The 12,759-nt window shown below is 67.6% G+C and carries 14 protein-coding genes and 1 riboswitch; of the genes, 8 read left to right on the top strand and 6 right to left on the bottom strand.

Annotation, left to right across the window (positions count from 1 at the left end; all coding sequences use genetic code 11):
* Positions 1 to 18 precede the first annotated feature (18 nt).
* The 6 genes from OXM58_11230 (at position 19) to OXM58_11205 (ending at position 5,362) form a co-directional block, all read left to right on the top strand.
* Complete coding sequence (locus tag OXM58_11230) at positions 19 to 1,011, top strand: hypothetical protein (protein ID MDE0148932.1); 993 nt, start codon at positions 19 to 21, stop codon at positions 1,009 to 1,011.
* 71 nt (positions 1,012 to 1,082) lie between these two features.
* A riboswitch (TPP riboswitch) is annotated at positions 1,083 to 1,208 on the top strand.
* Positions 1,200 to 2,381: a glycine oxidase ThiO gene (gene thiO / locus OXM58_11225; GenBank protein ID MDE0148931.1), complete on the top strand. Its 1,182-nt coding sequence runs from the start codon at positions 1,200 to 1,202 to the stop codon at positions 2,379 to 2,381. It overlaps the preceding riboswitch by 9 nt.
* Positions 2,382 to 2,387: 6 nt before the next feature.
* The gene (gene thiS / locus OXM58_11220) at positions 2,388 to 2,591 is read left to right on the top strand and encodes a sulfur carrier protein ThiS (GenBank protein MDE0148930.1); all 204 of its coding nucleotides are present in this window, start codon (positions 2,388 to 2,390) and stop codon (positions 2,589 to 2,591) included.
* 15 nt (positions 2,592 to 2,606) lie between these two features.
* Entirely contained in the window at positions 2,607 to 3,380 is a 774-nt protein-coding gene (locus tag OXM58_11215; GenBank protein MDE0148929.1) for a thiazole synthase, read from the top strand.
* A gap of 28 nt (positions 3,381 to 3,408) precedes the next feature.
* Positions 3,409 to 4,086, top strand: coding sequence for a thiamine phosphate synthase (locus tag OXM58_11210; GenBank protein MDE0148928.1), 678 nt, complete (start codon positions 3,409 to 3,411; stop codon positions 4,084 to 4,086).
* A 130-nt stretch (positions 4,087 to 4,216) separates the two neighbouring features.
* Positions 4,217 to 5,362, top strand: coding sequence for an acyl-CoA dehydrogenase family protein (locus OXM58_11205; protein ID MDE0148927.1), 1,146 nt, complete (start codon positions 4,217 to 4,219; stop codon positions 5,360 to 5,362).
* Positions 5,363 to 5,483: 121 nt separating this feature from the next.
* On the opposite strand, the gene OXM58_11200 is transcribed toward OXM58_11205, so the two are convergent.
* From OXM58_11200 to speB, 6 genes are all read right to left on the bottom strand, one after another.
* Positions 5,484 to 6,281, bottom strand: a complete 798-nt coding sequence (locus OXM58_11200; GenBank protein MDE0148926.1) for a carbon-nitrogen hydrolase family protein — start codon at positions 6,279 to 6,281, stop codon at positions 5,484 to 5,486.
* A complete protein-coding gene (locus tag OXM58_11195) occupies positions 6,281 to 7,084 on the bottom strand; it encodes an ABC transporter permease (protein MDE0148925.1) in 804 nt (267 codons plus the stop codon). Before OXM58_11195 ends, OXM58_11200 begins: the two co-directional genes overlap by 1 nt.
* A 16-nt stretch (positions 7,085 to 7,100) precedes the next feature.
* Positions 7,101 to 7,955: an ABC transporter permease gene (locus OXM58_11190; protein MDE0148924.1), complete on the bottom strand. Its 855-nt coding sequence runs from the start codon at positions 7,953 to 7,955 to the stop codon at positions 7,101 to 7,103.
* Positions 7,952 to 8,989, bottom strand: coding sequence for an ABC transporter ATP-binding protein (locus OXM58_11185; protein MDE0148923.1), 1,038 nt, complete (start codon positions 8,987 to 8,989; stop codon positions 7,952 to 7,954). Before OXM58_11185 ends, OXM58_11190 begins: the two co-directional genes overlap by 4 nt.
* Before the next feature lie 75 nt (positions 8,990 to 9,064).
* The gene (locus OXM58_11180) at positions 9,065 to 10,156 is read right to left on the bottom strand and encodes an ABC transporter substrate-binding protein (protein MDE0148922.1); all 1,092 of its coding nucleotides are present in this window, start codon (positions 10,154 to 10,156) and stop codon (positions 9,065 to 9,067) included.
* Positions 10,157 to 10,255: 99 nt separating this feature from the next.
* Complete coding sequence (gene speB, locus OXM58_11175; protein MDE0148921.1) at positions 10,256 to 11,305, bottom strand: agmatinase; 1,050 nt, start codon at positions 11,303 to 11,305, stop codon at positions 10,256 to 10,258.
* Positions 11,306 to 11,436: 131 nt separating this feature from the next.
* Between speB and OXM58_11170 the strand changes: the two genes are divergently transcribed.
* The gene (locus OXM58_11170; GenBank protein ID MDE0148920.1) at positions 11,437 to 12,405 is read left to right on the top strand and encodes a LysR substrate-binding domain-containing protein; all 969 of its coding nucleotides are present in this window, start codon (positions 11,437 to 11,439) and stop codon (positions 12,403 to 12,405) included.
* A gap of 28 nt (positions 12,406 to 12,433) precedes the next feature.
* Positions 12,434 to 12,730, top strand: a complete 297-nt coding sequence (locus tag OXM58_11165) for an acyl-CoA dehydrogenase family protein (GenBank protein MDE0148919.1) — start codon at positions 12,434 to 12,436, stop codon at positions 12,728 to 12,730.
* The last annotated feature ends 29 nt before the right edge of the window (positions 12,731 to 12,759 follow it).

The following is a 12,759-nucleotide window of genomic DNA, read 5'->3' as shown; positions in this document are numbered from 1 at the left end:
ACGGGCGCCGAACCGGTCATGCCCGTGAAGGCGCTCGCCGCGGCCGTTCTTTCGCTGGTTCTGGGACTCTCCGGTGTGCGGGCCGACGGCGTCGGCTTCCGGGATGTCCGGGTCGAGACCGGCGGCGAGCGGATGACGGTGGCCGTCTGGTATCCCACCGGTTTGCCGTCCGGGCGGACCGTCGAAGGGCCGTTCGCCATGAAGGCAGTCCGCAATGCACCGCTTGCCGGCAGCCGCTTTGGCCTGGTGCTGATCTCCCACGGCACCGGCGGCGGGCGCCTGAACCATCGCGGCACGGCGATCCGGCTGGCGCAGGCCGGCTATATCGCGGCGGCGGCGGAGCACAGCGGCGACAGCTGGCGCGACGACCGCTACAGCGGCACGGCGGCAAATTGGGTCCGCCGCCCGCGCCAGCTCAGCGTGGTCCTCGACCGGCTGCTCGCCGATCCGGAATTCAGCCCGCGTATCGACCCGATGCGCATCGCCGCCATCGGCCACTCCGCCGGCGGCTACAGCGTACTCGCGCTGATCGGCGGCCGGGCGGATATGACCGTTCTCGCCCGCCACTGCACCGAATTCCGCGACCGGGATCCCGTATTTTGCAGCTACGGGCGGCAGAGCGGGCCCATCGGCGGCAGGCTGCCGGACCTGACCGACCGGCGGGTCCGGGCCGCTGTCGCCGTCGCGCCGGTCGGCACCCTGTTCGGCCCCGGCGCCTTCGCGGGCGTGACCACCCCGGCGCAAATCCACCGCCTCGGCCGCGACCGGGTGCTGCGCCGGCCGTGGCACGAAGACAACATTGTGCGCCTGATGGGCGGCAGGGCACGCCTCGTGATTCACCCGAAGGCACACCACTTCGCCTTCATCGCGCCCTTCCCCGCTGCCCTGATCGACGAAGTCGGCGAACCGGCCCGCGATCCGCCCGGTTTCGACCGCCGCGCCTTCCTCCGCCGGATCGACCGGCAGATCCTCGCTTTCCTCGATACCGTCCTGCTCGCGCCGCGGCGTTGAGCGGGACCGGCATTCCGGCGACGCAACGGCACTGGCGCAATGGCCGGCGGGGGTGCTAGTCTTGCGGCATCGAAGTTCCGCCGGGGTGTCGTCCTGCGCTGCCGCAGCCTTTGCTGCCGCAGCGTCGGGCGTCTGAGATCATACCCGTCGAACCTGACCTGGGTCATGCCAGCGTAGGGAGCCGTCCGATTCAGACCCCGCATACCCATACCCGGCGCCCGGAAACCGTCGCGATCATCGGCGCCGGCGTGTGCGGGCTGGGCATCGGCTGGCGGCTGGCCCAGGCCGGCTGCCGGGTCGATATCTTCGACCGGGGCCCAATCGGCCGGGGCGCCAGCCACGCCGCCGCCGGGATGCTCGCAACCGGCGTCGAAACCGAACCGGGCGAACTGGCCCTGTTGCAGCTCAACCTGCGCAGCCAGCGGGCCTGGCCGGCCTTCGCCGCCGAAGTCGAAGCGGCGAGCGGGCGGGATATCGGCTATCGCGACGAAGGTACGCTGGTCATCGCCCTGACGCGCGACGACGAGCGCCACTTGCGCTTCATTCACGACTTCCACCGCGGCGCCGGGGTCGAGGTCGCGCTGATCGGCGGCGGCGAAGCGCGGCAGCGCGAACCGTATCTCAATCCCCGGATTCCGGCTGCCGTCTGGAGTCCGAACGATCACCAGGTCGACAACCGCGCCCTGACCGCGGCGCTGGCCGAGGCCGCCGCCCGGGCCGGCGCGCGGCTGCACCCGGACTCCGGGGTCGAGGCCGTCCGGATCGGCAACGGCCGGGCCGCCGGGGTCGTCGTCGCGGGCGAGACCATGTCGGCCGATGCCGTCGTCCTCGCCGCCGGCGCCTGGTCGCGCACGGTCGGCGGGCTCGAACCGGCCGCCCTGCCGCCGGTCCGCCCCGTCAAGGGCCAGATGCTGGCGTTGCAGATGGACCCGGAAGCGCCGCTCTTGCGCCATGTGCTGTGGGCGCCGGGCGTCTACCTGGTGCCGCGGCGCGACGGCCGCCTGCTGATCGGCGCGACGGTGGAGGAAAAGGGCTTCGACGACACGATTACCGCCGGCGGCCAGTATGCCCTGCTCGATGCGGCCTGGCGCGCCCTGCCGGGGATCGAGGAACTGCCGATTGCGGAGACCTGGGTCGGCTTCCGGCCGGGCTCGCGCGACGATGCGCCGATCCTCGGGCCCGGCCCGGTCGACGGGCTGGTCTATGCGACCGGGCATCACCGCAACGGCATCCTGCTCGCGCCCGTGACCGCCGACCTGGTCAGCCGCTTCGTCCTGACCGGCGCGCTCGACCCTGCGCTGGCCCCGTTCACTCTGGCGCGCTTCGATCCGGCTCTCGAATCCGGGCCGGCGGCGCTGGCGGCGGAGTAGCCGGCGATGCGGATCATGCTGAACGGCGACCCGGTGGACACCGGCGCAGCGACCGTGCGGTCCCTGCTCGACGAGCAGGGCATCGACACCGAAGCGCGCGGCGTCGCCGTCGCCGTGAACGAAGCCGTGGTGCCGCGCCGCGACTGGGCGCAGGCGGCGCTCGGCGCCGGCGACGCCGTCGAGATCGTCAAACCCTTCCGCGGCGGCTAGGGGCGGTACCTCGCGATGACCGACGACACCTTCCACATTGCCGGGCGCAGCTTCGCCAGCCGCCTGTTCCTCGGCACCTCCGGCTATCCCAACCAGCAGGTCATGCTCGATGCGCTGACGGCGAGCGGCGCCGAGGTGGCGACGGTCTCGATCCGCCGGATCAGCCTGGAGGGCTATGCCGAGAGCATGGTCGACCTGCTCGGCCGCGACTGGACCCTGTTGCCCAACACCGCCGGCTGCATGAGCGCCAGGGACGCCATCCTGACCGCGCAGCTGGCGCGCGAGGCGCTGGAGACCGACTGGATCAAGCTGGAGCTGATCGGCGACCGGGAGACGCTGTATCCGGATGTCGAGCAGTTGGCCGGCGTGGCGCGGGAGCTGGTGGAAGACGGATTTCAGGTGTTGCCTTATTGCACCGACGATCCCGTGCTGTGCCAGCGTCTGGCCGACGCCGGCTGTGCTGCGGTCATGCCGCTGGGCGCGCCGATCGGCACCGGCATCGGCATCGCCAACCCCTACAATATCGAGCTGATCTGCACCCGCAGCCCGGTGCCGGTGATCCTGGACGCCGGGATCGGCACGGCGTCAGACGCCGCGCTGGCGATGGAGCTGGGCTGCGACGCGGTGCTGCTCAACACCGCGGTGGCGAAGGCGCTCGATCCGGTGCTGATGGCCGCCGCCATGCGCGACGCCGTCGCCGCCGGCCGCGCCGCCCGACTGGCCGGGCGGATCCCGAAGAAGGACCACGCCGAAGCCTCGAGCCCGCAGATGGGGCTGATCGGCGGCTGAGCGCGGCCCCGCCCCCGCTTCCCGCGCCATGGACCTGCCCGGAGCCGAACGCAGCCCCCTGCCCGATCCGCCCCTGATGATCGTCACCGACCGGCGGCAGGCAACGCTGCCGCTGGAGGAAGTTGCCGCCGCCGCCTTCGCGGCCGGCGCGCGCTGGATCAGCGTCCGGGAAAAGGACCTGCTGCTGGCCGAACAACGCGATCTGGTGCGGCGGCTCGCCCGGAACCTGCCCGGTGACGCAATCGTCGGCCTGCACGGAATGCCAACGCCCGCAGCCGGAGACATCGCCGCCTGGCATCTGCCGCGGGACGGCGATATCGCGGAAGCGCGGCGGCTGGCGCCGGACTCGCGCCTGCTCGGCAAGTCCTGTCACAGCCTCGCCGCGGCGCAGGCGGCCCAGGTGGCGGGCGCCGACTACGTCACCCTCAGCCCGGTCTTCGCGACCGGCAGCAAGCCCGGCTACGGGCCGGCCCTGGGCGTGGAAGCGCTTGAAGCTGCGGCGGCGCAACTGCGCCCGGCCGGCTGCCGCGTGCTCGCCCTCGGCGGCGTGACGCCCGGCACGATCGGCGCGTGCCGGGCCGCGGGCGCAGACGGCGCCGCCGTCATGGGCGCCGTCATGGCCGCTGCCGATCCGGAAGCGGCGGTCGCCGCCCTGATCGCGGCGTGGGAAGGCGCCGTGCGGGCAATACCGGAGGATGGGCCTTAGGGGACGCTGCCAAACTCTCCCTTACGGTGGATCGATTCGCCGGCGACCCGGGCCCGGCAGCGCGGCTTTTCATCGACCGGCAGCGGGACTACAACCTTCCGGCCGTTCAACAACATCCCCGCCGGCCGCCATGGACCCCGTCTATCTCACCGAAGAGCACAACATCCTGCGCGAGACCGCGCGCCGCTTCATCGCGGAGCAGGTACAACCGCACGGCGACGCCTGGGAGGACGCCGAGGAGATCCCGCGCAGCGTGTTTGCCCGGATGGGCGAACTCGGCTTCTTCGGGGTGCAGGCGCCGGAGGCCTATGGCGGCACGGACATGGGGCCGGTCGCCATGGTCGCCCAGTGGGAGGAGCTGGGCAAATCCAGCTTTGGCGGCTTCACCGGCAGCACCTCGGCCCATGCCGAGATGGCGGTGCCGCACCTGATCAACGCCGGCACCGACGAGCAGAAACGGCGCCTGCTGCCCGACCTGATCGCCGGGCGCAAGGTGAGCAGCATCGCGGTCACGGAGCCGGACGGCGGCTCCGACGTCGCCGCGCTCAAGACAAGGGCCGAGCGCAAGGGCAACGACCGCTGGGTGCTCAACGGCGCCAAGGTGTTCATCACCAACGGCTGCCTGGCCGACGTCCATTTCGTCGCCGCGCGCACCGATCCGCACGCCAAGGGCTCGCGCGGCATTTCCATGTTCATCGTCGAGAAGGGCGCGCCCGGCTTCAAGGTCGCAAAGAAGCTCGACAAGCACGGCTGGCGCTGTTCGGACACCGCCGAACTGGTCTTCGACGACTGCGAAATCCCCTACGAGAACATCCTGGGCGAGGAGAACAAGGGCTTCTACGCCGTGATGATGAATTTCCAGAACGAGCGGCTGGTCGCCGGCGCGATGAACGCCGGTTCGATCCAGAGCGCGCTGGACATCACCACGCAATATGTCAAGGACCGCAAGGCCTTCGGCGGCACCCTGTGGGACAAGCAGGTGGTGCGCCACAAGCTGGCGACGCTGGCGACCCGGGCCGAGGCCTTCCGCCACCTCACCTACCACTGCGCCTGGCTGGTCTCCGAAGGCCGGGACTGCGTCAAGGAGGTTTCGATGCTCAAGGCGCTGGGCGGCGAGCTGGTCAACCGGACGATGTACGACTGCGTCCAGCTGCACGGCGGCATGGGCTACATGCGCGAAAGCCCGATCGAGCGGATGAGCCGGGACGCGAGGGTCGCCTCGATCGGCGGCGGCGCGACCGAGGTGATGCTCGAGGAGGTCGCCAAGCGCATGTGAGGCCCGGGGCTTCGGGCAGGTTTCCCCGGGGGATTCCGGTGACGGCGGCCGACGTCGCCGTGGTCGGCGGCGGCTTCGCAATCCATCTGTCGCGACTGGCCGAGCGAGCGAGCAGACCGTTTCAGGGAATCCTTGTGGGCTTCAAGGTCTCCGGCAGGTCACCCAGGTAAGTGTTCGCTTCGCGGCTGCATGCGAAGGCGTCCGGATCGATGTCAGCGAAAATCACGGTATCCTCATAGGCGCCTGCGGCGGCGAGAGTTGAACCATCCGGACCGACGATGCGTGACCGTCCGGCATAGCTAAAGGAATCGTCACGTCCGGCATGATTCGCGTAGGCGATGAAAATCTGGTTCTCGAAGGCCCGCACCGGAACGACGGCGGTGGCGATGAAGTTCGCAAAGGGGCTTTCCGGCAGAGCGGTCGGCACCAGCACGGCATCGGCTCCGGCCAAAGCGAGACGGCGCACCAGCTCCGGAAATTCCACGTCGTAGCAGATGAGCAGGCCAAACGTGAGACCGGTTACGGTGCAGAGCATGCCCGCAGGCGGGCCCGGGGAAAACAGGGTCCGCTCGTAGGCGCCGTAGAGCTGCCTCTTGCGGTAGATCGCCGGCTCGGCGTTACCGTCGGCGAGGGCTAGGCTGTTGAAGACGTCGGCGCCGTCGCGCTCGGCAAATCCGGCGACGACGGCCAGGTCACGCTTTTGCGAGATTGCAGTCAGCCGCTCTACTTGCCGCCCATCGCGGGGCTCGGCCAGATCGGCGATTATCGAGCCCGCGCCGTAGCCGGTCGTTGCCAGTTCGGGCGCGACCAGAATACGGGCGCCGCCGTCCGCCGCCTGAACGGCAGCGGATTCAATGCGCGCCAGATTCGCCGCGACATCGCCGGCGACCGCCTTCATCTGAAGAACGGCGATTCGCATCAGCGTTCCTCACCGGTCCAGGCCCCCAGCAGCTTGGGCAGGTCGCCGTAGCGCGCGATCAGCCCTACCGCCAGAACGGCGATCGCAACAAAGAGAACGGAGACCGACGCCATGGTCGGCGTGTAGCCGTAGCGCAAGGCATTGAAGATCTTGACCGGCAGGGTTTCCATCGTAAACCCGACGGTCATATAGGCGACGATGTATTCATTCAACGAGAGCACGAAAGCAAAGGCGAAACCCGAAATCATATACGGTGCGATCAGCGGCGCCACCACGGTGCGGAACACCGTCCGGTCGTCGGCGCCCATGGTGGCCGCCGCCTCGACCAGAGAACGGTCGATGGAAGAAAAGCCCAGGGAAATCGTCACCAGCGGCAGGGTCACGAAGAAAATTGCGTGGCTGATCACGGCCGTCCAGGATGCTCCATAGAAACCGCCAGTCGCCCAGAAGGAGAGAAAACCGAGGGCGGTGATCACCGGCGGCAGCATGAAAGGGGCGACGCCCAGGACCTGGAAAACGCGCGCCCAAGGGGCGACGCGGCGCCAGAAAAACCAGCTGAGCGGCAGGGCGACGATCACCGCCAGAGCGGCCGAGAGGGCGGCCAGTCCGAGGGAAGCGATCAGCGCATCCCTCCATTCGCCCTCGGTGAAGATCGCGGCGTACCACTCTAACGAAAAACCCCGGGGCGGGAACAGCAGCGTCTTCTTCTCGTTCACCGAAACACCGGCGACGACCGCCAGAGGCGCCGCCAGGAAGAGCGCGACCAGAACCATGTAGCAACGGCGGAGCCAGGTCGCCGTCATCCGCTGCAGTCCTTCATCACGCGGCCTCCCGCCGGCCACCGACCAGCAGGACCAAGCCCACGAGGGCCAATGAAATGAGCACCAGGAAAACCGCCATGGCTGCTGCGAACGGCATGTTGGACTGGTAGATCGCCTGATCCGTGATCAGGACGGACAGGGTCCAGTGTTGCGGGCGGCCGAGGATCTGCGGCAGCAGGTACGATCCCAGAGCGAAAACGAACACCATGATCAGGGTGGCGGTAATCGTGTGACGCAGCGCCGGAACGACGACCGAGACGAAGCCGCGCAGCGGGGAGGCGCCAAGCGTGCGCGCCGCTTCCAGCAACGACGGGTCGAGGCGCATCAGCGCTGGGTAGAGCAACAGGATCGTAAACGGCAGGGCCTGGTAGATCATGCCGGTCAGCACGGCGCCGAAACCCGGCAACAGCGCCTTCGGGGCTTCCATCAGACCGAGAGCGGCCAGCAGGTTGCCGATGCCGGCGGTGCGCGAGAACAGGGTCGACCAGGCGAAGCCGATGATCACCTCCGACAGGGAAAGAATAGCCAGAATCCCGACCAGCCACACGACCTGCACCCGACGGCTGCACCCGGCGAGAAAGTTCGTGAAGGGTAGCGCAATCAGCACGCAGCAGACGGCGACGGCCGCGGCGAGGAACAGCGAGAAGCCGAGCACGTTGCCGAAGAAGGGCGTCAGGAATCGCTCGTAGTTGGCGAGAACGAAGTCGACGGTATAGAAGCCGCCCTGCTGCCGCCGGAAAAAGCTCACGGCGATCATGATTCCGAAGGGAATGACGAAAAAGACGACCAGCACGGCCGCCGGGAACAGCAGCGGCAGATGGTCGGAGAAGGTTCGGGCCGGCTCCCGCCTCATTGACTCAGGACCACGCACGCCTCGGCGGGAAGCTGGATGCCGATCTGTTCTCCGGCCGTGACTTGTACTTGCTCGCGGCGCGTCGAGACCGCGACGATCGTGGTATCGCCCGCCTCGACGAAGGTCTCGACGGTGCCGCCGAGATCGCGCAGGAAGGTCACGCGCCCGGTCAGCATCGCTTTCTCCGGTGCCATCAGGCGCACATCCTCCGGCCTTATGGACAGGCGCGCCCGTTGAACCCCGGCCGGCAGGGTAATGCCGGGAAGGGGCACGCCGTCGAACAGGGCCTGGCCGCTGCCATTCGCGGCGATGTCAAGCAGATTGGTCGAGCCGATGAAGTCGGCGACGAAGGCGTTGGCCGGCTTGCGGTAGATGTCCACCGGCGCTGCCGCCTGATGGATGCGTCCGTCGCCCATCACCACCACAAGATCGGCCATGGTCATGGCTTCGCGCTGGTCGTGGGTAACGACGATCGTGGTGATACCCAGTTTCTGCTGCAACTGGCGAAGCTCGACCTGCATGGCTTCGCGCAGCTTGGCGTCGAGAGCGGAAAGCGGCTCGTCGAGCAGGAACAGCCGCGGCGAGACGGCGAGTGCCCGAGCAATGGCGACCCGCTGCCTCTGCCCGCCGGAAAGCCTGCTCACCGGCCGGCCGCCGTGGTCCTGCAGGTGAACGAGGTCGAGCAGTTCACCGACTCGCGACTCGCATTCGGCCTTCGCAGCGCCGCGAATGCGCAACGGATAGGCGATGTTGTCCTGCACGTTCAAATGCGGAAACAGGGCCAGCGACTGGAACACCATGCCGAAGTCGCGCTTGTGGGTCGGCAGGCCGGTAACCTCCGCCCCGTCCAGCAGAATGCGCCCCGCGCCGGGCGCCTCCAGCCCCGCGATCAGGCGCAGCAGGGTCGTCTTGCCGCAACCGGAAGGACCCAGCAGGCAGACGAAGGTCCCCTTGAGGACGGTCAGCGAAACATTGTCGACCGCTACGACTGAGCCGAAGCGCTTCGTTACGCCCTCAAGGGTGAGTGCCGACATGGCATCCCCGCGGTTGCCCGGCGCTTCCTGCCGACGCGGCTTCCGGGGTCTATCGGTTTCCTCGCGAGCAGCCGCTCAGCCGACGATCAGCTCGGTCCACTTCTGATTTAGCCAGTCGGACCTGGTCTGGTAAAGATCGTAGCGCGGAACGATGGGGTCGATCTCCGAGGAGACGGAGGCGAACTCCTCTTCCGACAGATCGAGCATGGTGCGCTTCACCGTCGGCGCGGTCCCGACCTTGCGGGACATGGCGGCCTGGATCGACGGCTGGCTCATATAGTCGATGAAGACGTGTGCTTCGTCGACCTTCTTCGAGGCGCGCGAAAGCGCCCAGCAGCCGCTGTCCAGAATGCCGCCCTCCTTGGGGAAGGTCGAACGCACGGGATGTCCGTCGGCGGCCGCCAGGCCGGTGACGTCGTGATAATACTGCCCCATGGGAATTTCACCCGATTTGAGCGCCTGCTCGAACTGGGCCTCGTCGCGGTACCAGAGGCGGACGTTCGGCTTCACTTCCGCCAGCTTGCCGAAAGCCTTGAGTTGTCCCTCTTCGCTGTCCAGGGCCTCGGTGCCGCCCATGAAGGTCCTGGCCGTCACCTCGAGCAGGAAAGAGTTGGAGACCAGGGCGAGCAGGCCGAGCCGGTTCCGGTTCGCCGGGTCCCAGAGCGCGGCCCACGAAGTCGGCGCCTGCGGGTAGACCTTGGTGTTCGACACCAGGGTGATGTACCAGGCGACCGCGCCGATGCCGGCAACCCGGCCGTCGGGATAGGTGTTGATGAACTTGCCGATCAGGTTGTCGCTGTTGGGTATGCGCGCCCGATCGAGGCCCGTCCAGAGGTCGATCGCGCGGCCCTTGAGCATGGCGACCTGAGACATCATCGATACGTCGGCGGGTGCGCGGCCGGCTTTGGCCGCCTGCGCCAACTGCACCAACCAGACCTCTCCGGTCGGCTCCGCCACCGATTCGACGGCGATACCGGTGGCCTTGGTGAATTCCGGAAAGATGTGCTTGTCGAAGGACTCCTTGAAATAGCCGCCATAGACGCCGACTTTCAGCGAGCGGCCCTGGGCCTTCAAGACATTGGGCATGGCAAGAAGCCCGGCTCCTGCAAGCCCGGTTGCCATAAAGCTACGGCGGCCGATGCCGCTCCTGGCGATGCGCTTGTTCATGTCTCCGCTACCTCCCTTGCTCCTGTTGCGGCCATCTGGCATGGCCCGGTCGATTGGACTTCCCCTTCTCCACTTCGATGGTGCGCTCCAAGCCGGCCTTCACCCAAGGCGCGGGCTGAAAACCATCAGACTGAGAATCTCGAACAGAATTTGCGCGCCCACCTGCGCCGTGTTGGTCGTGGTGTCGTACTGCGGCGCCACCTCGACGACGTCGCCGCCAATCACGTCGATGCCTTTCAGCCCGTGCAGGATCGCCTGCACTTCCCGTGTCGTCAGGCCGCCGACTTCGGGCGTGCCGGTGCCGGGCGCGAAGGCGGGGTCGATGCCGTCGATGTCGAAGGAAACGTAGGTCGGACCGTCGCCGACCACCTCCAGCGCTTTCTCAACGACGGCGGCGATGCCCAACTGCGGCACCTCTTCGGCGTGGATCACCGACATGCCGCTGTCGAGGGAGAACTCCCAAAGATACTCGGCCGAACCGCGGATGCCGATCTGTATCGTTCGGGTGGGGTCGAGCACGCCCTCCAGCACCGCGTTCCTGAAAGGCCCGCCATGGTGGAACTTCGAGTGATCGAAGGACCCGCCGGTGTCGCAATGGGCGTCGATATGCACCATGCCGACCGGCCGGTCGCGCCCGACCGCCTTCATGATGGGGTGCGTGATCGAGTGGTCCCCGCCGACGGAGAGCGGTATCACGCCGGCGGCATGAACCTTGTCGAAGTAGCGTTCGATGTCTTCGAGACTGCCCTCAAGGCGGTAACGGCTGGCAAAGGGGACGTCGCCGACATCGGCGACCCGCAGATCGTAAACTGGGGCACATGCGAGAACGTGGTTGTAGGGTCCGATGCGCTCGATCGTGCGCAGCGCTCGCGGGCCGTAGCGGGCGCCGGGCCGATTGGTCACCCCCAGGTCCATGGGAACGCCGATCAGCGCGACCTGAAGGCCTCCGAAATCGGGTTCCTTCGGATCGATTTCCCGCAGGGGCGCATCGAGCAGCGTCGGTATGCCTGCATAGGGCGCCGTGCGGGTGCCGCTGGCATCGAAGATCCGGTCGGCGACCCGGCGATGGGCCGGATCGAATATATCGCCTCCATGGCCTTGCGAATACTTCTTGCGCAGAGCTTCCAGCTTGTCCTCGTTCCAGACCATAAGCGCCGCCGGTCTCCTACTGCCGCAATACACTGTCCTCGCTGACGGATATCTTAGCGCTCTCAATTCGCGAGAACAATTGACATTAATTTGTCCTTTACTGTCAGTATTTCTCACATATTGTGGACTTCATGTCGATCCGTCTTCCGCCTCTCAACCCTCTGCGCGCCTTCGAGGCCGCAGCACGGCACGGCTCTGTCTCCCGTGCTGCCAGAGAACTGAACGTCACCCACGGCGCCGTGAGCCACCAGATCCGTGCCCTCGAGACCGCCTTGCAGACGCCGTTGCTGGAACGTGGCGCCCGGCGGTTCCGGTTGACACCGCATGCGGCCGCCCTTTTGCCGACGATCTCCACGGCCTTCGAGGAAATTGCGGCAGCGACGGCGCGCATGACCCGCCCCTTCACCGCAGGCAGTCTGGCGATCAGCTGTGTGCCGGCCCTGCTTTCGCTCTGGCTGATCCCACGGCTCAGCCGATTTACCGATCAATACCCGGGGGTAAGGCTGCGGGCGGTCAGCTCGAACGATCCGGCAGCGGTCTACGATCCCGAGATCGACATTTGCATCCGCTATGGCCAGGGAAGCTGGGGCGACTGCTGGGTCCGGCAGTGGTCCGAACTCGACCTCTTTCCTGTCGCCAGCCCCACCTTGCTGAGCAGTCGTCCCTTGCGCGCGGTGAAGGACCTGGCCGACCACGTGCTGCTCCACGCCGACGACGGGCGGGAATGGCAGACCTGGCTGACGGCCGCCAATGCGCTGGAACTCGGCCGGGGGGACCACCACCTCATGACCGATGCCCGCCTCGCCATCGAAGCGGCCATTCACGCCAACGGCGTCGTGCTCGGCGACACCCGCACGGTGAGCAATTTGATGGCCAGCGGCAGCCTGGTCGCACCCTTCGACCTGGCGGTTCCTGCGATCGACAACTACTATGTGGTCTGCCGCAATGAGGTGAAGGCGGCTCCTATTGCCAGCGTATTCATCGACTGGCTGTTCGCTGCCCGCGACGAGGAGGACGCCAAAGCGGAGGTCCAGGCTGCGGGACGGCGGAAACTGCGAGGCCGGCGCAGACGTCGACAACAGGGGCCGGGACGTAATTGAATTCGGCGGCACGCTGTGGGACAAGCAGGTGGTGCGCCACAAGCTGGCGACGCTGGCGACCCGGGCCGAGGCCTTCCGCCACCTCACCTACCACTGCGCCTGGCTGGTCTCCGAAGGCCGGGACTGCGTCAAGGAGGTTTCGATGCTCAAGGCGCTGGGCGGCGAGCTGGTCAACCGGACGATGTACGACTGCGTCCAGCTGCACGGCGGCATGGGCTACATGCGCGAAAGCCCGATCGAGCGGATGAGCCGGGACGCGAGGGTCGCCTCGATCGGCGGCGGCGCGACCGAGGTGATGCTCGAGGAGGTCGCCAAGCGCATGTGAGGCCCGGGGCTTCGGGCAGGTTTCCCCGG

It is taken from the genome of Rhodospirillaceae bacterium, assembly GCA_028819475.1.
Classification (GTDB): Bacteria; Pseudomonadota; Alphaproteobacteria; order Bin65; family Bin65; genus Bin65.
This window is presented reverse-complemented; position numbering and strand designations above follow the sequence as displayed.